Origin of the sequence: Actinomyces sp. Z16, from assembly GCF_003111765.1 — a bacterium.
GTDB lineage: Bacteria > Actinomycetota > Actinomycetes > Actinomycetales > Actinomycetaceae > Actinomyces > Actinomyces glycerinitolerans.
Genome location: NZ_CP027862.1, coordinates 3020840 through 3044426 on the forward strand (window position 1 = coordinate 3020840; position 23587 = coordinate 3044426).

The window sequence follows — 23587 nt, forward strand, 5'->3', positions numbered from 1 at the left end:
ACAAGGAGACCGCCGTGGTCACAGTCGACCCCTCAATGCTTGCCCTCCAGACACCCCCCGACGACTGGCGCGACCTCATGAGGCGCAGCGCCGCACTCCTCGAGCAGCACCAACTCATCACGCCGACCTACGTCGATGCCGTCTTTGCCGGCCTCGAGCGCAACGGCGCCTACATGCTCATAGCCCCCGGAGTTCTGCTCGCTCACGCCCGCCCGGAGGAGGGAGCGCTCGGTACTGGGCTCAGCCTCCTGACAACCACCGAGGACGTCGCCCTTATGGACGACCCCTCAATGCCGATCCGGCTCTTCTTCACCCTCGCCGCCAATGACTCCCAAGAGCACCTTGCCCTCCTCACCGCCCTGGCCGAAACGCTCATGGACTCCGGCCTCATGAACGAGCTCCGCGAATCCGAGGACCCCGTCCGGGTGGCACAGATCCTCACCCCGTCAGAGTCATGAGGCTCGTCGTCAACGGCCTCGAGCAGGAGATTCAAGAGGACTCCGATGGCGTCTCGAAGCTGCTCGAACCGGCAGTCGCGGCTTGGATGCGGCGCCCGCCCGCGAGCCGCCGCAGTTTCGCCTTCCTCGCCGCCCCGCCGGGCACCGGCAAGTCCACTCTCGCCGAAATACTCGCACAACGCCTCGCCCCGGACCTTCAATGCGTGGGCATGGACGGATTCCACCTGCCCCAGGCGGAACTCGACCGACGCACCATCGTCCGTGACGGGTGCGCCATCACATTGGCCGACGTCAAGGGGGCGCCGGAGAGCTTCGATCTAGAGGCGTTGAACCGTGCGCTCATACGGGCACGCCGGGAGGACATCACCTGGCCGCGCTATGACCGAGTACTCCACGACGTCGTCACCGACGGCGACGCACTGACTGCCTCACATGTTCTCGTAGAGGGCAACTGGCTACTCCTCGACGAACCCGGCTGGCGGAGTCTTCGCCGCCATGCAGACCTGACCGTCTTCATCGCCGCGCCCGAAGAACTCCTCGCCAGACGCCTCATAGCACGCAAGGTGCAGGGAGGCCTCAGTACGGACGCCGCCCGTTCCTTCTACGAGCGCAGCGACGGCCCCAATATCCAACGCGCCCTCAACCACTCATTCCGCAACGGCACCGATCTCGTCCTCACCATGGATCGCGACGGGCTTCTACACGAAAGTGACCACGCATGACCACTCACCAATCCACTGCACCCTCGCCCTCGGGACGCGCACGCCTGCAGGCATTCGGAGGTTTCCTCACCGCCATGGTCATCCCGAACATGGGCGCCTTCATCGCCTGGGGCCTGATCACCGCGCTATTCATCCCCGACGGATGGATCCCCAATGAGAGCCTCAATACGCTAGTTGATCCTCTCATCAAGTACATGCTCCCCCTATTGCTGGCGTACTCGGGAGGCCACCTCGTGCATGGCCAGCGCGGCGGCGTCGCCGGCGTCATCGGAACCATCGGACTCGTTGTCGGCTCCGACATACCGATGTTCCTGGGCGCGATGGTCATGGGCCCGCTCAGCGCCTGGATCATCAAGAGGTGGGACGGGATCATCCAACCCCGAATCCGCCCCGGCTTCGAGATGGTCGTGAACAACTTCGGCCTGGGCATCATCGGATTCGTCCTGTGCATCATCTCCTTCAAATTCATCGGCCCCGTCATCGAGTCGCTAAACAGCGGTCTGACCTGGGTGATCAATGCCCTTGTGAACACCGGCGTGCTCCCCCTGGTCGCTGTCCTCAACGAGCCCGCCAAGGTGCTGTTCCTCAATAACGTCATCGACCAGGGCATCTACTACCCGCTCGGAATGCAGGCCGCCCAGACGGCCGGCAAGTCGATCTTCTTCGTGCTCGCCTCCAACCCCGGCCCCGGCCTGGGCCTGCTCATCGCCTACTGGCTCTTCTCCGGCAACAAGATCATGAAGGAGACCGCCCCGGGCGCCATGATCATCCACTTCCTCGGCGGCATCCACGAGATCTACTTCCCGTACGTGCTCGCCAAGCCGATCACCCTGCTCGGCATGATGGCCGGCGCGGCCTCAGGCATCGCCACCGCGCAGGTCTTCAACGCCGGCCTGGTGGCCGGCCCCTCGCCGGGGTCGATCTTCGCCTACATCATGCTCACGCCCCGCGGCAACCACCTGGGCATCGTCGCCGACGTCGTCGTAGCCACCCTCGTTTCCTTCCTCGTCAACGCAGCCCTGCTGCGCGCCTCCGCCCGCAAGGACGCCGCCATCGGCGACGCCGAGTTCGAGCAGGCGCGAGCCCGCAGCGCCGCCATGAAGCAGGAGGGCAAGGGCCTGCTCGCGGCCGTAACGGCTGACGGAACGCAGGTTGCGACCAAGACCATCGGCAAGGTCATCTTCGCCTGCGACGCCGGCATGGGATCGTCCACCATGGGCGCCAGCCTGTTCCGCAAACGGCTTGACGAGGCCGGCATCAGCCTCGAGGTCGGCAACACCGCCATTGAGAGGGTTCCCGACGACGCTGACGTCATCGTCACGCACAAGAACCTCGCCGAGAGAGCAGCCAATGCCAACCCGGGCGTTGAGATCGTCTCCATCGAGAACTACCTCTCCGACGCCCACATCGACGACCTCTACTCCCGGATCGAGTCCCAGCAGGAGGCGGACAAGTGAAGACCAGGGCCGTCTACATCGCAGGCGCTCACAAGGCGGTACTAGCCGAGAATGAGCTGCCGCCGCTCGGACCCCGCGAGGTTCTCATGAAGGTAGCGGCATCGAGCATGTGCTACTCGACCTACAAGGCGTACTGCCTCGGTGCCGAGCACAAGCGCGTGCCCGACGACGTGGCCGAGCACCCAGTCATGACCGGCCACGAATTCAGCGGAGAGATCGCCGAGGTCGGCTCGGAGTTGACCGGCCGCTACCGGGTGGGGCAGCGCATCGTCATCCAACCCGCTATGGGACTGCCCTCGGGCTACTCCCCCGGTTACAGCTACCCGGCCTACGGCGGGGACGCGACGTACACGATCGTCCCCGAGGTCGCGATCGACAAGGACGCGATCCTCCCCTACGACGGCACCTACATGGCCAATGGCTGTCTCGCCGAGCCGCTCATGTGCATCATCGGCGCCTTTCATGCGAGCTACCACACAACCCAGTACGTCTACGAGCACGAGATGGGCATCAAGAGGGGCGGGGCACTCGCTCTCCTAGGAGCGGCGGGCCCCATGGGCCTGGCCGCCGTCGAGTACGCGCTCAACGGCCCGTACCAGCCCACTCTGATCATCGTCACCGACATTGACCAAACGCGTTTAGATCGCGCGCGACGACTCCTGCCGCCCGAACGGCTGGAGGGAACGGGCCGCCGGCTGGTGTACCTCAACACGGCGGGCTGCGACGACCCCGTTGATCTGCTGCGCGGACACACCCCCCATGGCATGGGCTTCGACGACATCATGGTCTTTGCCGCCAGCCGCCCCCTGTTGGAGATGGCGGACCGGCTCAAGGGCCGAGACTGCTGTCTGAATTTCTTCGCCGGGCCGACCGACAAGGACTTCTCCGCGACATTCAACTTCTACGACGTCCACTACGAGTCCGCGCACGTAGTGGGCACATCCGGTGGGGCGCGGTCGGACATGCTCGAGGCCCTCCAGCTGACCGCCGAGGGCAAGTTGAGCCCCTCTCTGATGATCACTCATGTGGGCGGGCTCGACGCCGTTCCCCACACGTTGGAGCACTTCAAGGAAACTCCCGGCGGGAAGAAGCTCTTCTACCCCTGGGCAACCATGCCGCTCGTGGCACTCGCCGATCTGCGAGCCAAGGCCGCCCAGGACCGCAGATACGCGACTCTTGCCGACATCGTTGAAGCCAACGATGGCATCTGGTGCGAGGAGGCCGAAGCCTTCCTTTTGGAGAACTTCTCCTGACCCCGCGACGCACTTCTCGTGGGCGCCGCTCCGCTGGCGGTGAAGGCGTCGCCTGGGTCACGGCGGGCGGCGGTCCACGGCTGCGATACTCCCGCCCATGTCAGATTCCGGCTACTCCCCCACCCTGCCCGACGGCCCCCTGATCGTCCAGAGTGACAAGACCGTCCTGCTGGAGGTCGCCCACCCCGACGCCCCCGACGCCCGCCGCGCCATCGCGCCCTTCGCCGAGCTCGAGCGCGCCCCCGAACACATTCACACCTACCGGATCACGCCGCTGGCCCTGTGGAACGCGCGCGCCGCCGGCCTGGATGCGGAGACGGTGGTCCACGTGCTCATCACCTACTCGCGCTTCCCGGTGCCGCACGCCCTGCTGACCGAGATCGCCGAGACCATGGGGCGCTACGGACGGCTGCAGCTGGTGACCGACCCGGCGCACGGGCTGGTACTGCACGCCACCGACGCCCCCGTCCTGGCGGAGGTGATGCGCTCCAAGCGCACCAAGGGACTGCTGGGTACGCGCCTGGGCGATGCGGACGTGGTGGTGCACCCCTCCGAGCGCGGGCACCTCAAGCAGGAGCTGATCAAGCTGGGTTGGCCGGCCGAGGACCTGGCCGGCTATGTCGACGGCGAGGCGCACCCGATCGCGCTGCGGGACTCGGCGGCGGATGTGGCCGCGGGCGTGCCGGACGCCTTCGCGCTGCGCCCCTACCAGGCCCAGGCGGTGGACGCCTTCTGGGCGGGAGGCTCCGGCGTCGTCGTACTGCCGTGCGGGGCCGGCAAGACCCTGGTGGGGGCGGCCGCCATGGCCCGCTCCTCCACCACCACCCTGATCCTGGTGACTAACGCCGTTTCGGCGCGGCAGTGGAAGCAGGAACTGCTGCGCTTCACCTCCCTTACCGAGGACGAGATCGGCGAGTACTCCGGCTCACGCAAGGAGATCCGCCCGGTCACGATCGCCACCTACCAGGTGCTGACCACCAAGCGGAAGGGCGTCTACCCGCACCTGGATCTGTTGGACGCCCGCGACTGGGGGCTGATCGTCTACGACGAGGTCCATCTGCTGCCCGCCCCGATCTTCCGCATGACGGCGGACCTCCAGGCCCGCCGTCGGCTGGGGCTGACCGCCACGCTGGTGCGTGAGGACGGGCGGGAGGACGAGGTGTTCTCGCTCATCGGACCCAAGCGCTACGACGCCCCGTGGAAGGACCTGGAGAATCAGGGGTGGATCGCCCCGGCCGTGTGCACGGAGGTGCGACTCACCCTGGACGCCGGGGAGCGGATGGCCTATGCCACCGCCGAGGCCGACGAGCGCTACCGGCTGGCCGCCTCCACGCCGGCGAAGCTGCGCATCGTGGACTCCCTGCTGGCCCGGCACCCCGGGGAGTCGGCGCTGGTGATCGGCCAGTACGTGGACCAACTGGAGGAGCTGGCCGAGCACCTGGGGGCGCCGCTGATCACCGGGGCGACGACGGTGCGTGAGCGCCAGCGCCTGTATGAGGCCTTCCGCTCCGGGGAGGTGAGCACACTGGTGGTCTCCAAGGTCGCCAACTTCTCCATCGACCTGCCAGGCGCCTCGGTGGCGGTGCAGGTGTCGGGCTCCTTCGGGTCGCGGCAGGAGGAGGCGCAGCGGCTGGGACGGATCGTGCGCCCCAAGGACGACGGGCGGCAGGCGCACTTCTACACGGTGGTCGCCCGCGACACGGTGGACCAGGAGTTCGCCGCGCACCGGCAGCGCTTCCTGGCAGAACAGGGCTACGCCTACGAGGTGGTCGACGCCGAAGATCTGGAGGACCTACAGGCGTCCAGGTAGTCCGCGCAGACGGCATCGGGGATCTCGCTGTGGTGGCTGCTTGGTGGCCTCGGTGGCGGGTTGTGGTCATTGTCACGTGGGGTTTGGGTGGTGCGAGGGTTATGGGGTCGTTACCGTCGCGGGTGTGGAGGATGTTTCCCTGGAGGCGCGTTTGGCGCGGATTCGTGCGGATGTGGAGCGGTCTCGGCGGGATGCGCGGGCGGCTGCGCGAATGCAGGAGCGGGCTGAGGGTATCCGGGCTCGGGGGGTTTCGCGGGGTCGTGAGGTGCGTGTGGAGGTTGATGTGGCGGGCCGGCTGGTGGGGATCACGTTCCTGCCCGCTAGTGAGGGCTTGTCTTTGCGGGGCCTGTCGGAGGCGGTGATGGCGGCTTTGGCGGATGCGCGTCGGCGGGCGACCGAGCAGGTGCGGTTGGTGGTGGATGAGACCCTGGGGGCGGACTCGGCTCTGGGCCGCCGGGTGCTGGAGTCCTACCAGCAGGACACCACCGGCGGTGGGGCCGGTGGGGGCGCGGCCGCCTCCGGTCCTGCCGGGGGCGCATCTAGTGGGCGGCCTGCGTGGGGGGTGGCGCCCATGCCGGTGCGGCCTGCGGGCTGGGATGGGCCTGGCGGGTCGGGGCGGCGTTGAGGTCGTGCGGCTGTCTGGTGTTTGCCTGAGTGAGTGTTCGTTTCGTTTCGGTGCGTGGGGAGTTGATGATTGTGACTGCTGGTATTGAGGTTGATACCGGTGTGCTGCGTTCGGGTGGTGGTGACGCCCTGGGGGTGGCTGACGGTGTGGACGTGGCGTTGGATGCCGCAGGGCAGGCCCTGGCCTCGGACGCGTTCGGGGTGATGTGCTCGCCTTTGTTTGTGCCGGCGTATGCGTTGTTGTCTACGGCGGTCAATGGCGCGGTTGCCGGTACGGGTGAGAGTGTGGAGGAGGCGGGCATGGACTTGCGCACTGTGGCGCAGGAGTTGGATGAGACCGACGCCGATGCTGCTGCCGGCGCCCGGGCGCTGAGCGGCTGGTAGCCGGTGGCCCCGGCACTGGGGCGTCGCTGCTGTTCCTGAATTCGTAGCTTTATTGGAGGGTCCCTGTGAATAAGTACTTTGAGCTGATGGGTGATCCGGCCACCGGCCAGCCCATCACCACCAGCACCACTGCTACTGCCACCGCCGGTACTGCTACCGCCACTACGGCTGCTGGTAGTAGCAGCAGCTTCGGCGCCGGCGGTGGTGGTTTCGGTGGCGGTGGTGGCAGCTTCGGCGGCGGTGACGGTAGCGGTGTGGGTACTGGTGGTTTGCCTGCTGGGGAGTACGGGGGCGGTACCGGTGGTTACGCCGGTGGTGGCACCGGTGGTGGTTACGCCGGTGGTGGCGGGTTTGGTGGCTCCGGCGGGTCGTTCGGTGGCGGCAGTGCCAGTGGTGGGTCGTCTGCCGGTGGTGGTAATCCGTTGGTTGCGCAGGCGGAGGATTCGTCGACGGGGTTGTCGGGTCTGCGTCTGGTTGAGGATGGCCAGGATGTTGTTGATGCGTTGAAGACGGATTCGTGGGTGGATGACGCGCTGGCTGGTTTCGGCACGGTCGCCGACACGGTCGCTTTGGTTACTGATCCGATCGGTGAGGTGCTGGGCAGTGCGATTGGGTGGGCGATTGAGCACCTGGATCCGCTCAAGACCTGGTTGTATGAGCTCACTGGTGATCCGGGTCAGGTGACTGCGGGTGCGGACACGTGGGCGAACATCGCCACCAAGCTGAACACGTGCAGCGTGGATCTGACCGACTCGATCCAGGTGCGCCTGGCCGGGCAGTCCTCCGAAGCGGTCAATGCGTATAAGTCGTTTCAGACGGATAACGCGGCCCGGTTGTCGTTGGCGGCGTCGCTGGCTGGGGGTATCTCCAAGGGGTTGACGGTGGCGTCGGTGATCGTGCAGATCGTGCATGAGATGGTGCGTGATGCGATCGCTGATGTGCTGGCGAAGCTGAGTATCAAGCTGGCCGCCACCGCCCTGACTGCGGGGGCGGCGGCTATCTGGGCGGTGCCCTCCCTGGCGTCGGACGTGTTCAAGTGGGCTACCCGGTTGGAGCGTGAGGTCACCGCGGTGGTCAGGTCCGCCTCCAGCCTGGGGGACGTGTTCAAACGAGCCACCACGTTAATGGACAACCTGTCCGACGGGCTGAAGGGCCTAGGCCCCCACCCCGCCATGGCGAACATGGGCCCGGTCCCGCACACACCCCGCACGCCCAGCACGCCCCGGGCCGGCCGAACCCCACCCCGAGCCGGAGGCGGTGGTAAAGGCAGCAGCGGCAAGGGCGCCGGTAAAGGCGGCCAGTCGCCACGTAGCCCGCAGCCCAAACCCCAGCCCAAAACCGTCGACCCGAAGCCCGTGATCGGCGGTAAGAGCGAGAGCGGGCCATCGCGGAATAGCCCTAACGCAAAGTCCCAAGCTGCTTACCGGAGAGCGCAAGACGCAAAACGCCAACTGCCGAAGACCGAAAGGAACAGGACAAAGGCTGTTTCATCCGACCACAACAAAACATTAAGCGGATGGGGCGGCAATCGCCCTTCCGAATTCCATAAGCCGAATGTCGACGAAGTGCTTGCCAAGCAAAGAGAAATCGGGCATCCGCCGGTGGACATGGGCGGCAGAGATCATGGCGTTTTAGGTCAGTGCAAGGCTTCGCACGCCGAGCGCCAACAGTCTCTCATCGCCAAGGAACCGGACATTGGCGTCTCCAAAAACATCTGCCCTGACTGCATGGGATACTTCCGAAAGCTTGCAGCATACGAAGGGCGCGAATGGCGCGTCACGGACCCGAGGGGCACTTGGCTGTTTCGTCCGGATGGCAGCGTCGTCAAACCTTAACGAAACAGAGGTGCCGTAATACGTCCTTGTACATAACATGCCTCACTCAAGGAAGGTGAACTCACATGATCGACACGACTGTCCTCAATCGGGAAATATCTGCTGGTAGAACCGCGCTTTCTTCAAGCGACGAGGCAATCCTACCGCTTGGTGTGCGCAGACGTATTTGGGCCGCAATGCAGGACCCTGACGACGATGACGCCACTTATCGGCGTCGTGTAGAGTTGGCGATTCTGTGCGTCAAGCGAGTCCAGCACATCTGGGACCGGGGGTTCCCTGGTGACGCAGGGGTTAGCGAGATGCTTACGCTCGCACAAGAACTCGTCAACGAGCAAGCCGACCCAGAGCAGGCGGAGTGGCGCGCGGAAACCTTTTTGGACAACGTTCTTGACAGTGTCTCGTCATTTGATGCCATCGTTCAGCCTGCCACCTTTGTGGCTGACGCCGCTTCACGTACAGTGATATCTGCCTGTTATCGTAACCCTGATTACGATACCGCGGATCCGGAAACGGACGACGATGAGCTGCTGCCAGACTCGCTTGAGCCGAGTTATAGCTGCGCTAGTGCAGCTGCGGGTGCTTTGAATTGGCAGCCGATTGAGGAGACTGATGTGGAGGCGCGTCGAGAGTTTTGGACCTGGTACTTGGATGAGGCTATCCCCCAGGTCCTTGCAGAATGACGCCAGACAGAGGCAACCGTCTTCGAAAGCGGTTTGGAGCAGGCCAGCCCGCGGTGAGGTGTCTAGGGTGAGGGGGAGAACAATCTCTCTATTCGTTCCCAGGCGTATGAGGAGCAGGTCACCGGGGTTACCGTGAAGGACTCCTATTACGTCGACGGCGTGGAGTTCGGCGGTTTCTACGACGGTGCCCTCCACGACGCCAAGGGCTTCTACTACAACCTCACCAAAACCCCATTCGGCGACAACGTCATTACCGAGATGGTTGATTCAGCAAATGATTAACTTGACGCGGTGTGGGCGGTTGGCGCCAGTACGCCTATACGCTGGCATGTGGCCGAACCCGAAATGCTCGACCTGCTCAAAGACATGCAAAGCGCTGGGGATTTCCCTGCTGGTATTGAGTTGGTGCACACTCCACCGAACTTCTAAACCACGCCAAGCGCATTCGCTTCTGGTACCCTTAAGCAGGGCAGAGGAACACCGAGGAGGGACCCCACCGATGGCGGCAAATTGGAAACTTGGCTTTAGGATGCGTCGTCCGGGGCAGGAGGAGCGCATGGAGGAGGAGGCTGCGCGGTCCTGGGAGCTGATCCAGCAGTTGCGGGGCCTGCATCCCACCCTGGACCCGTGGCGCGAGAGCGATACGTCTAAGGCGAAGGCTGCGGCAAATCCGGAGATCACCACCCTGGAGGAGTATCTCGCCGTCATGCACGCCAACATCGAGCCTGACCTGTCTGGTGTGATGTTCGCGCTGTTTTCTGGGGATGTGGACCGGGCCGACGGTGCCTCCATCATGGTGAGGATCGGCGGGTGGCAGCCTGACACAGGTGGCGTATTGCTTGAGTTCCACAGTAGTGAGTTCGCTGAGCTTATCGCCACCAACGGTGCGTTGGCTGATCGTCTGCTTGCCATGGGGGCAGACATTCTGGATCCCGAGATCGGGGGCCTTTCCCGCTCGGATCATCCGCTCAATGATAAGCCGGAGCCGTATGACTATGTGCAGGGGTGGAAGCTGTTCTTCCCGGCCTCCTCGCCGCACTGGGCGCAGGCCGGTGCCCTGGCCACGGCCTCCTACCCCACCGCTAACGGTGCGGTGTTCACCTACGGCAGCCCCGATACCTACCCCACCATCCTGGACACCTGGCCCAAGAACGCCTGAACCCCCACCTCCTCACAGGGTGGCCCGCCCCGGGCGCTGACAAGCCCCTGGGGCGGGCCGCCCTGTCTTGCCTGACTCAAGTCCGGTAGTGCACGCCGGGGAGTACAGCAGAAGCCGTTCGACAGCCTGGTCTCGCCGGACAACCCCGCCCGGGTGACGCTGCCGGACGGACGCGTCATCGAAATCACCGAGGTCGAACTCCTTCAAGCACCCAGACAATACTGACCAACCGCCTCAGAGCATGAAAGGAAGCGAATAGTGAATTACTTCGTAACTTGGAATGTGGATGCTCGTCACGGGCGAGGGGAGCGATTCAAGGTTCGTCAGACTCCGGAGATGATAGCCGACGACATCGCGCATGATCTGACTTACCCGACATTTCTTACCGGGGTCCTCGGTTTGCTTTGGGTGTTCAGCCTTTGCCGGAGAGGGTGAGGTTTCCTGATGAGTTGGCTGATGATGATCCTGAGCAGATGCGGTATATGCAGGCGGCTGGGTCGAATCGGGCGTTGACGATTGAGGCCCGCGTCCCCAACCCGGACGGAGGCTACATCCACTACGTGCTGGCCCGTGAACCCGTCGCGGACCCTGACCGGTGGGTGCCACTGTCCTGGGACAACGGCTCGCCCGAGCCCTACACCATCCACCTGCACCCCGAGGAGATCTTCACCGGCCAGCAGGCCGTTCCCGTCTTCCGCGACTACATCATCAACGGCCGCCTCCCCGACCCCCAGCTGCTGCGCGTAATCGACGTCTAGCCCCATACCCTGAGGACCGGTCAATACCGCCGATTCAGACGTTCGCCGAAGCTTTGTGCAGACGATGAGCGCGGGCCTGCCGCGCCAGCACGCGGGCGAGCGCCCGCCCGAATGCCTGGACCACGGGCTCGGCCCGCTCCGCGTCGGCGCGCACGCGTCGCCCGGCGGCCAGCGCCTCGGCAGGAAGATCAGCGTCGGAGAGATGCTTCAGCTCCTCCACGTCGTCAACCGCGCCCAGCTTCCACGCGGTTATGCGCGACTCCACCCGCTCCATCCGCACCGGCGTGGACTCCGGGTGGTGCTGAAGCGCCAGCAGGCGGCCGGCACGCCAGGCCTGCACCGGCGCGCCCGCGGAGGAGGCCAGCAGCGTGGCCGTCGCGGGCAGGCTCACGACGCCGTCGTCGTGGGAGACGAGCACTGGCAGCCGGGTGCCGTCGTGGGTGGAGATGCCTGCGCGCACGGCCGCGCGGACGGCCTCATCGACGATCTCGGAGAAGAGTGGGTCGGCGGCGGCCGCATCCTTAAGCTCCAGGTCGACGACGCCGCGCTCGGTTCCGTAGGGAGAGGGCGCGGCGGTGGTCCCGCCGATCGCTTCGGCGGCGATCTGGGCGCCCAGGCAGATGGCGACGGCGGGCACCCACGTCTCGACGACGCCGTGCAGGAGGTCGCGCAGCGGGGTGATCCAGGGGTGGTCGGCCTCGGCGTGGGCGCTCATGGGGCCGCCGAGCACCACCAGGCCATCACCCAAGTCGTCCAGGCTCGGCAGCGGATCCCCGGCCTCGGGGCGCACCATACGCAGGGTAAGCCCCTCCGCGGCCAGCCATTCGCGCAGGCGGCCGATGGGAGCATGCGGCTCGGGCTCGATCACCGTGATGATCGGGGCGGTGGACGTGGGGACGGCGGCTAGAGCCGCGGCGTCGACAGGGACGGTGGCGTCGGTCATGGGGACAATTGAAGCCGCGAGCGCGGTCAGCGCAAGCCCGACGTCGCAGCTGTGAGCCGGAAGACGCACGGTCGCACTCCCCACCCCGCCCGATCACCGAGGTCGGCTGATCTTACGGGCCGAGGTCGGCCGGCATGGCGTGCCGGGGGCGAAACCGCTTGCCGCCGCGCCTGCTAGCGGGGACGATGTCCCCGATGCGATCAAATGCCCGCCCGTCCACGGGCGCCACTGCCTCTGCCGGCACCTATCGTTCTTGCAGGACCCGCAGACCCGCGGCCTCCTTGAGCACGCCCGCGGCACGCCGCGCCGTCCGGCTCGTGCTCGGCGCTGTGCTGCTCGTCGGCGCGGCCGGGACCGCGGCGACGGCGAGCGCCGCACCACACGCCGGGCCGCATGCCTTCGCCACCGCCTCCGGTGGCACCGGTGGTGCCGTAAACACCGCGGTGGCACCCGCCGAGGTGTCAACCCGCATTGCCGACCACGTCACGGACGACGCCGGCATCCTCGACGATGACGCCGCGCAGGCGGCCGTAGACGAGCTGGCTGAGGACGGCGTCGGCCTGTGGATCGTCACCATGAGCGATGACTCCCAGACCGCCGAGCAGTACGCCGCCAAGGCCTGGGAGGCCTCCGGGTTCGACACCACCGACCTGCTGCTGGTGATCAACCTGCCCGCCGACGGCGCCAACAGCTTCGCCTTCGGCGGCTCCGCCTACGACTCCGTCTGGTCCGACTCCAAGCTCGACTCCGTACGCGGCGACATCCAACAAGCCCTGAGGAACGGCGACTACGACGGCGCGGTTACCGCCATCGCGGACGCCGCCGGCTCCGGCTCGGGCGTCTCCGGCACCGCCCTGGGAGTGGGCCTGGCCGTCGTCGGTGCGGGCGCCGTGGGCGCCGTCGCCTACAACCGCAGCCGCAAGCGGAAGAAGGGCGCCGGCAAGGCCGTCCAGCCCGCCGAGCCTCTGGAGGCGTTGCGCACCCGCGCCGGCGCCACCCTGGTCAGCACCGACGACGCCGTGCGCTCCGCGGCCGAGGAGTTGTCCTACGCGCAGGCCCAGTTCGGCCTGTCCGCCACCGATGACTTCACCGCCGCCCTGACCGCCGCCCAGGAGCAGGTGGCGCTGGCCTTCGAGCTGCGCGGCCAACTGGACGACGCCCCCGGGGATGAGACCCGCCAGCGGCAGCTCTGCCAGGAGATTCTGTCCCGCTGCAACGAGGCCACCGCCGCCATCCAGGCGCAGGAGGCGGCTTTCAAGGAGCGGCGCGGCATCGAGGAGAACCTGCCGCGCTCCATCACCGAGACCGCCCAGCGCGCCGACGAGGCCGAGCAGGCCATTACCGCGGCCGACACGCTGCTGGTCACCCTCCACGCCACCTACCCCGACAGCGCACTCACCTCCATCTCGGAGGCGCCCGCGCGCGCCCACAAACTGGTAGAGGCGGGCCGGGCCGCGCTGGACCAGGCCCGGGCCAGCATGGACGCCGGCAATCAGTCCACCGCCGTCGAGCAGGTGCGCATCGCCCAGGCCTCAATCGCCCAGGCGGGCGAGCTGGCCGGGCAGGTGAGCGGCGTGCGCGAGCGGCTGGAGCGGGCCGACGCCGACTTGGAGGCGGCGATCGCCTCGATCTCTGCCGACCTGGTGGATGCCCAGCGGCTGGCGGGGCAGGTGCCCGCGGCGTCGTTGCAGCCGCTGGTGGCCGACGCCGAGGCGGCCGTGGCCGAGGGCCGCGCCGCTTCGAATCCCGACGGCGACCCGCTGGCCGCCCTGGACCACCTGGCCCGAGCCGAGTCGGCGCTCGACGCCGCCCTGGCGCCGGCACGCCAGCAGGAGGAGAACGACTCGCGTGCCCGCGCCTCCCTGGTCTCTCGCCTGGGGCGGCTCAACTCGCAGATCTCCGCGGTGACCTCCTACATCACCAGCTATCGCGGCGCCGTCGGCTCCCCCGCACGCACCGCCCTGGCCGAGGCCTCCCGGCACGCGGCGGCCGCCACCTCCCTGCAGAACACCGACCCGACGGCGGCCCTGGCCGAGGTCACCTCCGGGGAGTCGCTGGTGGCACAGGCGCAGGCGCAGGCGGAGGCCGACGTGCGGCGATCCGGCTCCTGGGGCTCCGGGTCGGGCGGGTCCTCCAGCTCTGGCGGCATCGACCTGGGCTCACTCGTGCTCGGCGGCATCCTCCTGGGAGGCAACCGGAACTACGGCGGCTGGGGCGGCGGCCCGCGCCCGCCACAGCCACCACGGGGTGGCGGCTTCGGCGGCCCACGGGGAGGCTCCTTCGGCGGCGGCCACCGCGGAGGTGGTTTCGGCGGCGGAGGCGGCAGCTTCGGCGGCGGCCGCGGGGGCGGCTTCGGTGGTGGCGGCGGCCGTTTCTGAATCGGCTGGTCGCGTCGCCTCGGGGCTACACCACACGTCGGCACGCCCCACCGTAGGCGGACCACAGACGGGCCGGATAGAGGAATCGTCGTCGACAATGCCGGTCGTTTTCCGACGATCGGGCGCGGTTTCCTGGAAGTATGGCCCGGTGACGGCGCCGGCAGACCCACTCCGTCGGCTGCTGCGCCTATGCGCATAGTCTGCTCATAAGGTGGACGCATACAGCCCGCAAGGGCATCCATACCCATACCATTCGCTCCCCGGCCGTCGGGCGAGCACGACGAAGGGAAACCACATGGCTGAGAAGCAGTCGATCCTGGGGCGCATCGCCCAGCTCACCCGCGCCAACATCAACGCCCTCATCGACCGCGCCGAGGACCCGGAGAAGATGCTCGACCAGCTGGTGCGCGACTACCGGGCCTCCATCGCCGAGGCGCGCGACGCCGTCGCCCAGACAATCGGCAACCTGCGGTTGGCGGAGAAGGACCACGACGCGGACGTCGCCGAGGCCAAGGACTGGGGCAACAAGGCGCTGGCCGCCTCCCGCAAGGCCGACGAGCTGCGTGCCGGCGGGGACGCCGCCGGGGCCGACAAGTGGGACTCCCTGGCGAAGATCGCGCTGACCAAGCAGATCGCTGCTGAGAACGAGGCCAAGCAGGCCGAGCCGATGATCGCCTCCCAGCAGCAGGTCGTCGACCAGCTCAAGACCGGTCTGCAGCAGATGGAGACCAAGCTCGGTGAGCTGCAGACCAAGCGCGACCAGCTGGTCGCCCGGCAGAAGAACGCCGAGGCCCAGGTAAAGGTGCAGGGCGCCATCCGCTCCATCAACATCATGGACCCCACCAGCGAGCTGTCCCGCTACGAGGACCAGGTGCGCCGCGTCGAGGCGCAGGCCGCCGGGCAGATGGAGATCGCGGGGGCCTCGCTGGAGGCACAGTTCGCCGAGCTGGAGTCCTCCGACCAGCAGTTGGAGGCCGAGGCGCGTCTGGCGGCCCTCAAGGCCGGCGGCAACGCCGCCCTGCCCGGCGCCTCCGCCCCGCGCAGATCACCGATGGGGATGTCGACGCCGCCTTCGAGGCACTCAAGGCCGAGAGCGCGCAGGACGCCGAGGACGCGCAGGACGCCGCCGAGACCGACGACGACGCCTCCTCGTACTGAGCCCGTGCCGGCGAGGCCGTCTGGCCGCCTACCGGCTTGCGCGTCGGTGCCCGTCCCATCCGTGGGACGGGCACCGATGCGGCATCGGCCACCCGGCTGCAGCTGACACCGGGTCGCCATAGTCACGCTGCCAGCGCAATCGCTCCTGCGAAGCGCTCCATGCTCGTGACTTGCGTCGGGCCGTGCCTTAGTTTTGCCCTATGCCGAATCTGCGCATCGACACCGCCCGCGGCATCAATCTCGCCGCGACGATGCACCTGCCCGACGGCGCCGCCCCCTTCGACCCCGATGCCTTCGACGAAGAAGCCATCAATTCCGGACGTCCCGTTCCGCCGCGCGAAGAAGGCGTCGTAATCCTCGCCCACGACTTCCTCACCGACCGCCACGGCCTGGACCATCGGCTGGACGCACTTGCCGAGCAGTACCGGCGCGCCGGCCTAGCCACGCTCCAGTTCGACTTCTCCGGCCTGGGTGAGTCCGACGACGACGTGATCACCCTGGCCGGCGAGATCGAGGACCTGCAGGCCGTGTCCGCCTGGCTCGCCAACCGCGGCTACGTCCGCCAGGCCATCCACGCCAACGGCTTCGGCGCCACGGCCGCCCTGTTGGCCCGTCCCGCGCAGGTGCGCACCGCCGTCGTCGCCGGGGCCGTCGTCGGCCCGCAGTCCATCCTGTGGGAGAACGTCTTCTCCCCCGAACAGCTCGACGAACTCGACCGGCACGGCCTGACCCGCCTGCCCGACGACAACCCCAACTCGCGCGAGTGGGACGTGCTGAGCAAGGAGACGCTCGCCGACGTCTCCCTGCAGACGCCGGAGAAGACCATGGCGGATCTGCCCTGGCCCATCCTCATGCTGCACGGCGCGCTGACCGAGGAGTTCCCGGACACGGCGGAGGCGGCCACCGAGGCCTTCCCGCTCCTGCCGGAGGGCAGCCGCCTGTACCAGGTACAGGCCGACGGCGATGACGCCGCTCGTGAGGTCGCCCGGCTGAGCACCGAGTGGGTCATCCGCCGTTTGAGCTGAATTCCGCACTCACGGCCCCGCGCTGACCCTCCCGCTACCTTCGCCGAGGTCGGCAGGGGTTACCTGCCCGGGTCGGTCGGATCCACGAGGCGCACCCACCAGGCACGTCGCCCCGCCCACTTTTTCCGCCAAGGCACCCACAGGCGGAAAAACTTCTGTTGGCCAGCTCACGCCGCCGGCTCCGATACTCATGCGCACGGAGGACCAAACGCATGAGCACAGCACTGACCGACCTGATCACCGATGATCACGTGATCATCCATAAGCACGTGGCGACCTGGCAACAGGCGATTGCCGCCGTCGCCCAGCCGCTTCTCGCGGACGGTGCAATCACCGCCGCGTACATCGACTCAATGATCGACGCAGTTGACCGGTTCGGCCCGTACATCGTGCTCTCGCCACACCTGGTTCTCGCCCACGCCCGGCCCGAGGCGGGAGTGGTGCGCCAGGCCATGAGCGTCATGACCTTGGCGGACCCCGTCAACTTCAATCACCCGGAGAACGACCCCGTCGACATCGTCTTCTGCCTGGCGGCCGTCGACGACGACTCCCACCTCAAAGCGCTCCGAGAATTCGTCGCTATCGCCGGCGACCGCCCGAAGCAGGAGCGGCTCATCGCGGCGAAAACCGTCGATGAATTTCAGCGAATCCTCCGGCAGGAGGACTGACCCGAGCTGGGGCACCCACCCCATTTCAAACGGCAAGGTCACGACACGAAGGAGTATCCCATGACCAGACCACTCGATATCTACTTCATCTGCGGTGCCGGACTCGGCAGCAGCCTGGCCTGCCAGATGGAAGCGGAAGAGGTACTAGCCGACGCAGGCATTCGCGCCAACCTCGGACACGAGGCCATTTCCGGAATCCCGGGCGTGCGCGCGGACATCATCGTCTCCGCGGAGAACTTCAAGCCCACGATCGAGAAGTACGAGCTCGACCCCGCTATCTCATTCGTATTCCTCAAGAACATCGTTGACAAGACCGAGATCGCGGAGAAGCTACTCCCGGTCGTGCAGGAGAAGGAGGCCCGAGCATGACCGTAATCAACTGGATCATCAACAACGTCCTCACCCAGGCCGGGATCATCATCGGCTTGATCGCCATGCTCGGCCTCATCCTGCAGAAAAAGGGTGTCGGCGCCGTCATCATGGGTACGTTCAAGACCATTCTCGGTTTCTACGTGCTCTCGGCGGGATCGGCCGTACTGGTGACCACACTGACGTACTTCGGCGTGATGTTCCAGGCGGCATTCCACACCACCGGAATCGTGCCGAGCATTGAGGCCGTCAACGGCTACGCCACCAACAACATGGGCCTGGGAGGGCAGATCGCGCTGGCGTTCCTGGGCATCTTCGTCGTCAACATCCTGCTGGCGCGATTCACCCCGTGGAAGTACATCTTCCTCACCGGTCAGGCCCTGCTGTGGATGTCCACGATGACCGTCATCTTCGGCTACGCGGCCGGACTGCGCGGTGCCGGGCTCATCCTCGCCGCCAGCGTGGTGGGCGGCTTCTTCTGCGTCGCCATGCCCGCCCTGGCCCAGCCCATCGTCCGCCGCATCACCGGTAACGACGCGATCGCGCTGGGACACTTCTGCACCATCGGTTACCTCGTTGAGGCGGGGGTCGCCTGGCTCGTGCGCAAGCGCAACGTCGAGAAGCAGCCCTCCACGGAGGACATCAAGCTCCCCCGCTCCCTGGAGTTCCTGCAGGACACCTACATGTCCCTCGCCGTGGTCATGACTCCGCTGTTCCTCATCGTCGCGGCGGTCGCCGGACCCGAGCCGGTGGCCGAGCAGGTCGGAACCATGAACTACATGATGTACGCCTTCCTGCAGTCCATCCAGTTCGTCGTCGGCGTCTACGTGCTGATGGCCGGTGTGCGGCTGCTGCTGGGTGAGATCGTCCCCGCCTTCCGCGGTATCTCCATGAAGCTGGTGCCCGACTCCAAGCCCGCGCTGGACTGCCCGGTGCTGTTCCCCTACGCCCCCAATGCGGTGGTCATCGGCTTCATCACCACTACGATCGGCACCCTGATCGCCATGGTGGCTCTTCCGGCCGTCGGTTTCGCGGTGATCGTGCCCGGCATGCTGACGAACTTCTTCGCGGGCGGCACCGCCGGCATCTTCGGCAACACCGTGGGCGGGCGCCGCGGCGCCATCATCGGCGGCGTGGTGCACGGCCTGTTCATCACGCTGCTGCCGGCACTGCTGGTGACCACCTTCATGAACCTGGGCTTCCCCAATTTGTCCGCGACCGACGTCGATACCATCACCGCCGGCCTGCTGTTCGCCTACATCGTCCGCCCCATCATGAACGCGTTCTGAGGGCGGCGAGATGAGACTATTCCGCAGAAACCGGAAGCAGGCCGAGCACCGGTCGACGGCGTCCGCCGACGCCGTCGAGACGGGCGAGGCGGTTGAGACACCAGCGGCGCAAACCGCTTCCGACCAAGAGGCCCTGCGCGAACGCGCCGCCGCGCTCACCGCACAGCTGGAGGAACAGGCCGATCCCGAGGCGCGGATCAAGCTCCTCAACGAGCTCGGCGGCCTCCAACAGGAACTGGGCGACGCCACCGCCGCGATCGACAGCTACGAGGCGTCCATGGCGATCCGCGAGCAGTTCGGCCCGGCCTACAACGCACTGCTCACGCTTTACAACGACCAGTTGAGGCAGGCCGCCAGGGCCCGCGACGACGCCGCCATCCAGCAGTGGACCGTGAAGCTCGACGAGCTGACCGCCCTGTCCAAGCGCGTCATGCGCTCGCAGTTCTAGACGAGCGCCCCTGCCGGGCGCACTGCCCGAAGCAATCGTTCACCCATTCAATCCCAAAAGGAAACGCCCAAATGTATATCCCCATCACCCCGATGCTCGCCGAGGCCCGGCGCCTCGGTTACACCGTCGGCGCCTTCAATGCCCACAACCTGGAGATGGTCCCCGCGATGATCCGCGCCGCCCGGGATCTGGGCTCCCCGATCATCATCCAGACCTCTCCCGGCACCGCCCGCTACGTGGGCATGAAGAACCTGGTGGCGGTGTGCCGGGCCATGGCGGAGGACGAGATCGTCGACGTCGCCCTGCACCTGGACCACGCCACCGATCTGACCGATATCCGCGACGCCATCGCCGCCGGATACTCCTCGGTCATGTTCGACGGCTCCCAGCTGCCCTTCACCGAGAACGTCGCCAAGTCGCGCCGCGTGGTCGCCTTCGCCCATGAGCACGGCGTCTCCGTAGAGGCGGAGATCGGCACGATCGGAGGCACCGAGGAGGGCATCCGCAACCGGGAGGGCAAGTACACCCAGCCGGAGGAGGCCCAGCAATTCCTTGCCGAGGTCGACTGCGACGCGCTCGCCGTCAGCATCGGCACCAACCACGGCCAGTTCAAGTCGAAGACCAAGATCGACCTGGACCTGCTCGGCCGCATCAATGACGCCGTCGCCGTGCCCCTGGTGGTGCACGGCGGCACCGGCGTGGACGAGGCGGACTACCCCGAACTGACCGCCAAGGGCATCCGCAAGTTCAACGTCGGCACCGAGCTGCTGGTCGGCTGGACCCGCAAGGCGCAGGAGACCTTCGGGGCCACCAAGGTCAACAGCTCGCTGCGCAACAACATCGTGCCCTGCAACGACGTCGTCGGTGAGATCGTCGCCCACAAGATCGCGTTGTTCATGGGGCGTCGGCCCGAATGACCCCGGCGAGCTGCGAGGCGACGGTGAGTGGAGCAATCCTCGTCCTGGTCGCGGGCCTGCCCGGCACCGGTAAGAGCTACTTGTGCACGCGCATAAGGGAACGCTTCCCGGGTTGCGCGCAGGTGTCCATCGACGACATCAAGGAGAAGCTGTGGGAGGAGCACGGGTTCGACAACGCCGAGCAGAAGCAGGCCCTGGACCGCAGGGCGCTCGGGATCTTCTTCGGTGAGATTGAAGCCGCGTTGAACCGTGACGCTCACAGTGGCGACATGAGTGACGACTCCAAACGTCCGCTGGTGCTGTCCGACTACCCGTTCAGCATTAAGCAGCTGCCGACGCTGCGGGCACTGTGCGAGCGCTACGGCGCCACCGCGTTGACAATCCGCCTGACCGCCGACCTGGAGGTGCTGTTTGAACGGCAGCAGCGGCGGGACCTGGATCCCTCACGGCATCTGGGCCACATCGTCGACCGGTACCACCGCGGCGACTCGCTCCCGGATCGCAGCAAGGCCGCCGGCCTGCTGAGCCGTGAGGAGTTCTACCGGCGCTGCACCACGCGCGGGTATGACACCTTCCGGCTCGGCGAGCTGTTGGAGGTGGATGCCACGGATCTGGACACCGTTGATCACGAGGCGATCCTCGACTGGATCGCCGCGCGGAGCTGAGCCGTCATGACGAGTTTCGAGGATCTGCTGCAGATCCTCTCCGAGGAGCCACGGCCGTTCTCCTCCGGCGAGCTGGCGGCGCGGCTGGCGGTATCCACGCGCACGATCCGCAACTACGTGACCGCCGCCAATGAGCGCTACGGGCGGGTCATCACCGCATCGCACTCCGGTTACCGCCTGGATGCATGCGCTTTGGAACGGGCACGGATGCGGCCGGCGCCGGCCGGGTCTCGGGATGATGGTCCCGAGGCCCGGCTGGCACATATCCTGCGCGTATTGGTCGCCGCCCAGGGGCCGGTGAGCGTATTCGAGCTGGCGGAGCAGCTGCACGTCTCCGACTCCACAATCGAGGCCGACCTGGGCAAGGCCAGGCCGCTGGTGGCCCAGTTCGGTCTGCGCCTGGCGCGCGACCACGAGCGACTGTCGCTTCAGGGGGAAGAGGCGGCGCAGCGCCGTCTCATGCGGCGCATCCTCACCGGGGCCGCCGTGCGTCGACGCCAGTTCATCGACGTCGCAGAAGTCGCCCACCGGCTTCGGGAGCCAGAACTGCTGGGCTTCAAGAAGCAGCTGCGCGAAGTGCTAGATGGCTTTCAGTTGTCCATCAACGAGTGGACCGCCGACGAGCTAGTCGCCCACATCGCCATCATGGTCGACCGGGTGCGGCACGGGCGCTCCGTTCACGATTCGCAGCTGCCCCCGGACGACGCGCTCGCCCCGGTGTCTCGCGCGGTGAGCGAGCTGGTGGCGAAAGTATTCGGGGTGCAGGTGCCGGAGCGGGAGGTCTCCTACCTGGCGCTCCTGCTGCTGACCAAGGCCGCCCCCGCCTATCCGGAGGAGACTTCCAACCCGGAGGTCAGGGCCTTCCTCGACGAGCACTATCTGGCCATGGTCACCCGGATCGTCGCGAAGCTCAACGCGAACTACCTGGTGGACCTCGCGGACGACAGGTTCATCGCCTTCCTCGCCATGCATGTGCGGAGCCTGGTGCAGCGGGCAGCGCACCATGACTCCGCCCGCATCCCGGTGGGGCAGTCCGTGAAGAACACCCACCCGCTGGTGCACGAATTGGCGGTGTTCATCGCCCGGCAGATTCAAGTGGAGACCGGCATCCAAGTCAGTGAGGACGAGATCGGCTTCATCGCCTTCCACGTGGGCGGCCGCCTGCTCTCCATGCACGCGCAGGACGACGAGGTCGCCGTAGCCGTCGTCGTTCCCCGCTACTACGACGTCCACGTCTCCCTAATGCACGCCGTGGAGATCGCGGTGGCTGGAACCGGGCGAGTGGACCGGGTGATCACGGACGTCGACGACGTCGGGCCCGACCTGGCCGCCGACCTGATTGTGAGCACAGTGCCGTTGCCGAACGCGCCCGATGTGCCGGTGATCCGCACGGGGCTGCTGCTGACGGACGCAGATCTGGAACGAATTCGAGAGATGACGGCGGATATCGCGGCCGGCCACAAGCGGTTCAAGGCCGCCGCCTGGCTGACTACGGTGATGGAGCCGGAGTTGTTCACCCGGATCCCGGACGGACAGGACCGCGATACCGCACTGGAAAGTGCGGCGAGTCTGCTCGCCCGTGCCGGCGCCGTCGGCCCGGAGTTCCTGGATCAGGTCAAGGAGCGGGAGCGGTTGTCCACCACGGCCTTCACCTCCGGTGCCGCGATTCCGCACACGATTGAGATGACTGCGGCGCGCACTGCGATTGCCGTGTGCCTGGCCGATCGGCCCGTCGACTGGGACGGCACGCCGGTCAAACTCATCGCCATGCTGTGCCTGTCCGCGGACAGCCGCGACGCCTTCGGAGATGTGTTCGACGCGGTGATCAAGGCGCTGGTGGATCCCGCCAAGGTCGCCCGCCTGGCCGCAGCCGACTCCTACGACGCCTTCGTCGCCACCATGCTGGACGTGCTGTGACTGGGGCAGGCCGCCGGCGTTCCGCGCCGTCCGAGGCGAGCACGACCTTTGGATGCGGTTTACGACCTTAGAGGACGTTTTACGGGTTCTTCGTGTTTGAGGGTGTGGTGCTGGCGACTGGTGTATACGCCAGTGCGGGGGGGGTGAGTGCGTGGGTCTGGGTCCGGCCTGGATTCGGGCTGAGCCAGTACGCGGGGCTACTACGGGGCTCTGGCGGCCTAGGAGGATGTCGGGCGGCGGGGGCCGGGCGCTTCGGCTACTGCCTGGGCCGCGAGACGAGGTCGGCAGCGTCCTCGTGTCCGTGGCCCGGGCCGTCTACTACTCCGGTTCGTGCTCTAGTACTCCGGTTTGACCTCTGCTGAAGGGCTTTGGAGCCTTCAGCAGAGGTCAAACCGGAGTAGTAAACACCGAAGGGGCGTACCCAACACACCCTACGGCCGCCCTATGGCGCCGCACCCAGCGCCCCGGCCCCGCGTCTCAACACCCCCAGGACCCGCCGCGAAGACCCGAGCCGAACCACCACACCCTCACAAACACGAAGAGCCGGTTTACGACCCTCCCGGGGTCGTAAACCGTCCCCCAAGGTCGGAAAAGGTCAACCGGCACCACCCGACCACACCGCGGGGTGTGACTTCTACCGACTTCGACACGTAGCTTCGACCGACCTCGG

Annotated in this window: 22 protein-coding genes and 1 pseudogene; 22 read left to right on the forward strand and 1 reads right to left on the reverse strand. The window is 66.8% G+C overall.

Going from position 1 to position 23587, the window contains the following annotated elements:
• The first annotated feature begins 14 nt into the window (after positions 1-14).
• The 12 genes from C3B71_RS12635 (at position 15) to C3B71_RS16560 (ending at position 11140) form a co-directional block, all read left to right on the forward strand.
• A complete protein-coding gene (locus C3B71_RS12635; RefSeq protein ID WP_083565647.1) occupies positions 15-458 on the forward strand; it encodes a PTS sugar transporter subunit IIA in 444 nt (147 codons plus the stop codon).
• Positions 455-1180 carry a nucleoside/nucleotide kinase family protein gene (locus tag C3B71_RS12640; RefSeq protein ID WP_073329180.1) on the forward strand — a complete coding sequence of 242 codons (726 nt, stop codon included), beginning with the start codon at positions 455-457 and terminating at the stop codon, positions 1178-1180. Before C3B71_RS12635 ends, C3B71_RS12640 begins: the two co-directional genes overlap by 4 nt.
• On the forward strand, positions 1177-2637 hold the full coding sequence (locus C3B71_RS12645; protein ID WP_108968492.1) for a PTS mannitol transporter subunit IICB: 1461 nt from the start codon (positions 1177-1179) through the stop codon (positions 2635-2637). The genes C3B71_RS12640 and C3B71_RS12645 overlap by 4 nt, the downstream gene beginning before the upstream one ends.
• Positions 2634-3890 (forward strand): alcohol dehydrogenase catalytic domain-containing protein, encoded by a 1257-nt coding sequence (locus C3B71_RS12650; protein ID WP_199912509.1) that lies wholly within the window; start codon positions 2634-2636, stop codon positions 3888-3890. Before C3B71_RS12645 ends, C3B71_RS12650 begins: the two co-directional genes overlap by 4 nt.
• Before the next feature lie 97 nt (positions 3891-3987).
• Complete coding sequence (locus tag C3B71_RS12655) at positions 3988-5700, forward strand: DNA repair helicase XPB (RefSeq protein WP_108968494.1); 1713 nt, start codon at positions 3988-3990, stop codon at positions 5698-5700.
• A 211-nt stretch (positions 5701-5911) separates the two neighbouring features.
• Positions 5912-6325 carry a YbaB/EbfC family nucleoid-associated protein gene (locus C3B71_RS12660; protein WP_108968496.1) on the forward strand — a complete coding sequence of 138 codons (414 nt, stop codon included), beginning with the start codon at positions 5912-5914 and terminating at the stop codon, positions 6323-6325.
• Between the two features lie 71 nt (positions 6326-6396).
• Positions 6397-6708, forward strand: a complete 312-nt coding sequence (locus C3B71_RS12665; RefSeq protein ID WP_159097693.1) for a type VII secretion target — start codon at positions 6397-6399, stop codon at positions 6706-6708.
• Between the two features lie 65 nt (positions 6709-6773).
• The gene (locus C3B71_RS12675; protein ID WP_159097694.1) at positions 6774-8543 is read left to right on the forward strand and encodes a hypothetical protein; all 1770 of its coding nucleotides are present in this window, start codon (positions 6774-6776) and stop codon (positions 8541-8543) included.
• A gap of 65 nt (positions 8544-8608) precedes the next feature.
• Positions 8609-9223 carry an Imm5 family immunity protein gene (locus tag C3B71_RS12680; protein WP_073333893.1) on the forward strand — a complete coding sequence of 205 codons (615 nt, stop codon included), beginning with the start codon at positions 8609-8611 and terminating at the stop codon, positions 9221-9223.
• Between the two features lie 132 nt (positions 9224-9355).
• On the forward strand, positions 9356-9505 hold the full coding sequence (locus C3B71_RS15970; RefSeq protein WP_159097695.1) for a hypothetical protein: 150 nt from the start codon (positions 9356-9358) through the stop codon (positions 9503-9505).
• A gap of 274 nt (positions 9506-9779) precedes the next feature.
• Positions 9780-10382, forward strand: a complete 603-nt coding sequence (locus tag C3B71_RS12685) for a hypothetical protein (RefSeq protein ID WP_108968504.1) — start codon at positions 9780-9782, stop codon at positions 10380-10382.
• Between the two features lie 509 nt (positions 10383-10891).
• A complete protein-coding gene (locus C3B71_RS16560) occupies positions 10892-11140 on the forward strand; it encodes an NTP pyrophosphohydrolase (RefSeq protein WP_234415918.1) in 249 nt (82 codons plus the stop codon).
• A 34-nt stretch (positions 11141-11174) separates the two neighbouring features.
• Here C3B71_RS16560 and C3B71_RS12695 read toward each other — a convergent pair whose 3' ends face one another.
• Positions 11175-12083, reverse strand: coding sequence for a type 1 glutamine amidotransferase (locus C3B71_RS12695; protein ID WP_108968506.1), 909 nt, complete (start codon positions 12081-12083; stop codon positions 11175-11177).
• 281 nt (positions 12084-12364) lie between these two features.
• On the opposite strand from C3B71_RS12695, the gene C3B71_RS12700 reads away from it, so the two are divergent.
• From C3B71_RS12700 to C3B71_RS12745, 10 genes and pseudogenes are all read left to right on the forward strand, one after another.
• Positions 12365-14461, forward strand: a complete 2097-nt coding sequence (locus C3B71_RS12700) for a TPM domain-containing protein (RefSeq protein ID WP_234415919.1) — start codon at positions 12365-12367, stop codon at positions 14459-14461.
• 295 nt (positions 14462-14756) lie between these two features.
• A pseudogene (locus C3B71_RS12705) lies at positions 14757-15619 on the forward strand (PspA/IM30 family protein).
• A gap of 200 nt (positions 15620-15819) precedes the next feature.
• Positions 15820-16644: an alpha/beta hydrolase family protein gene (locus tag C3B71_RS12710; protein ID WP_108968512.1), complete on the forward strand. Its 825-nt coding sequence runs from the start codon at positions 15820-15822 to the stop codon at positions 16642-16644.
• A gap of 212 nt (positions 16645-16856) precedes the next feature.
• Complete coding sequence (locus C3B71_RS12715) at positions 16857-17312, forward strand: PTS sugar transporter subunit IIA (protein WP_108968515.1); 456 nt, start codon at positions 16857-16859, stop codon at positions 17310-17312.
• Between the two features lie 60 nt (positions 17313-17372).
• A complete protein-coding gene (locus C3B71_RS12720) occupies positions 17373-17681 on the forward strand; it encodes a PTS sugar transporter subunit IIB (protein WP_073329144.1) in 309 nt (102 codons plus the stop codon).
• A complete protein-coding gene (locus C3B71_RS12725; protein WP_108968517.1) occupies positions 17678-18970 on the forward strand; it encodes a PTS sugar transporter subunit IIC in 1293 nt (430 codons plus the stop codon). The genes C3B71_RS12720 and C3B71_RS12725 overlap by 4 nt, the downstream gene beginning before the upstream one ends.
• A gap of 10 nt (positions 18971-18980) precedes the next feature.
• A complete protein-coding gene (locus C3B71_RS12730) occupies positions 18981-19418 on the forward strand; it encodes a hypothetical protein (protein ID WP_108968519.1) in 438 nt (145 codons plus the stop codon).
• 71 nt (positions 19419-19489) lie between these two features.
• The gene (locus tag C3B71_RS12735; RefSeq protein ID WP_108968521.1) at positions 19490-20335 is read left to right on the forward strand and encodes a class II fructose-bisphosphate aldolase; all 846 of its coding nucleotides are present in this window, start codon (positions 19490-19492) and stop codon (positions 20333-20335) included.
• A gap of 23 nt (positions 20336-20358) precedes the next feature.
• The gene (locus tag C3B71_RS12740; protein WP_199912510.1) at positions 20359-21000 is read left to right on the forward strand and encodes an AAA family ATPase; all 642 of its coding nucleotides are present in this window, start codon (positions 20359-20361) and stop codon (positions 20998-21000) included.
• 6 nt (positions 21001-21006) lie between these two features.
• Positions 21007-22917 carry a BglG family transcription antiterminator gene (locus C3B71_RS12745; RefSeq protein ID WP_073329131.1) on the forward strand — a complete coding sequence of 637 codons (1911 nt, stop codon included), beginning with the start codon at positions 21007-21009 and terminating at the stop codon, positions 22915-22917.
• Positions 22918-23587 lie beyond the last annotated feature (670 nt).

What these genes read in the sequence shown, in the direction of transcription:
- C3B71_RS12695 (WP_108968506.1), bottom strand. Translation starts at nt 12,083, where the DNA reads ATGACCGACGCCACCGTCCCTGTCGACGCCGCGGCTCTAGCCGCCGTC.
- C3B71_RS12680 (WP_073333893.1), top strand. Translation starts at nt 8,609, where the DNA reads ATGATCGACACGACTGTCCTCAATCGGGAAATATCTGCTGGTAGAACC.
- C3B71_RS12660 (WP_108968496.1), top strand. Translation starts at nt 5,912, where the DNA reads ATGCAGGAGCGGGCTGAGGGTATCCGGGCTCGGGGGGTTTCGCGGGGT.
- C3B71_RS12655 (WP_108968494.1), top strand. Translation starts at nt 3,988, where the DNA reads ATGTCAGATTCCGGCTACTCCCCCACCCTGCCCGACGGCCCCCTGATC.
- C3B71_RS12720 (WP_073329144.1), top strand. Translation starts at nt 17,373, where the DNA reads ATGACCAGACCACTCGATATCTACTTCATCTGCGGTGCCGGACTCGGC.
- C3B71_RS12645 (WP_108968492.1), top strand. Translation starts at nt 1,177, where the DNA reads ATGACCACTCACCAATCCACTGCACCCTCGCCCTCGGGACGCGCACGC.
- C3B71_RS12715 (WP_108968515.1), top strand. Translation starts at nt 16,857, where the DNA reads ATGAGCACAGCACTGACCGACCTGATCACCGATGATCACGTGATCATC.
- C3B71_RS12640 (WP_073329180.1), top strand. Translation starts at nt 455, where the DNA reads ATGAGGCTCGTCGTCAACGGCCTCGAGCAGGAGATTCAAGAGGACTCC.
- C3B71_RS12745 (WP_073329131.1), top strand. Translation starts at nt 21,007, where the DNA reads ATGACGAGTTTCGAGGATCTGCTGCAGATCCTCTCCGAGGAGCCACGG.
- C3B71_RS12730 (WP_108968519.1), top strand. Translation starts at nt 18,981, where the DNA reads ATGAGACTATTCCGCAGAAACCGGAAGCAGGCCGAGCACCGGTCGACG.
- C3B71_RS12685 (WP_108968504.1), top strand. Translation starts at nt 9,780, where the DNA reads ATGGAGGAGGAGGCTGCGCGGTCCTGGGAGCTGATCCAGCAGTTGCGG.
- C3B71_RS12725 (WP_108968517.1), top strand. Translation starts at nt 17,678, where the DNA reads ATGACCGTAATCAACTGGATCATCAACAACGTCCTCACCCAGGCCGGG.
- C3B71_RS12735 (WP_108968521.1), top strand. Translation starts at nt 19,490, where the DNA reads ATGTATATCCCCATCACCCCGATGCTCGCCGAGGCCCGGCGCCTCGGT.
- C3B71_RS12710 (WP_108968512.1), top strand. Translation starts at nt 15,820, where the DNA reads ATGCCGAATCTGCGCATCGACACCGCCCGCGGCATCAATCTCGCCGCG.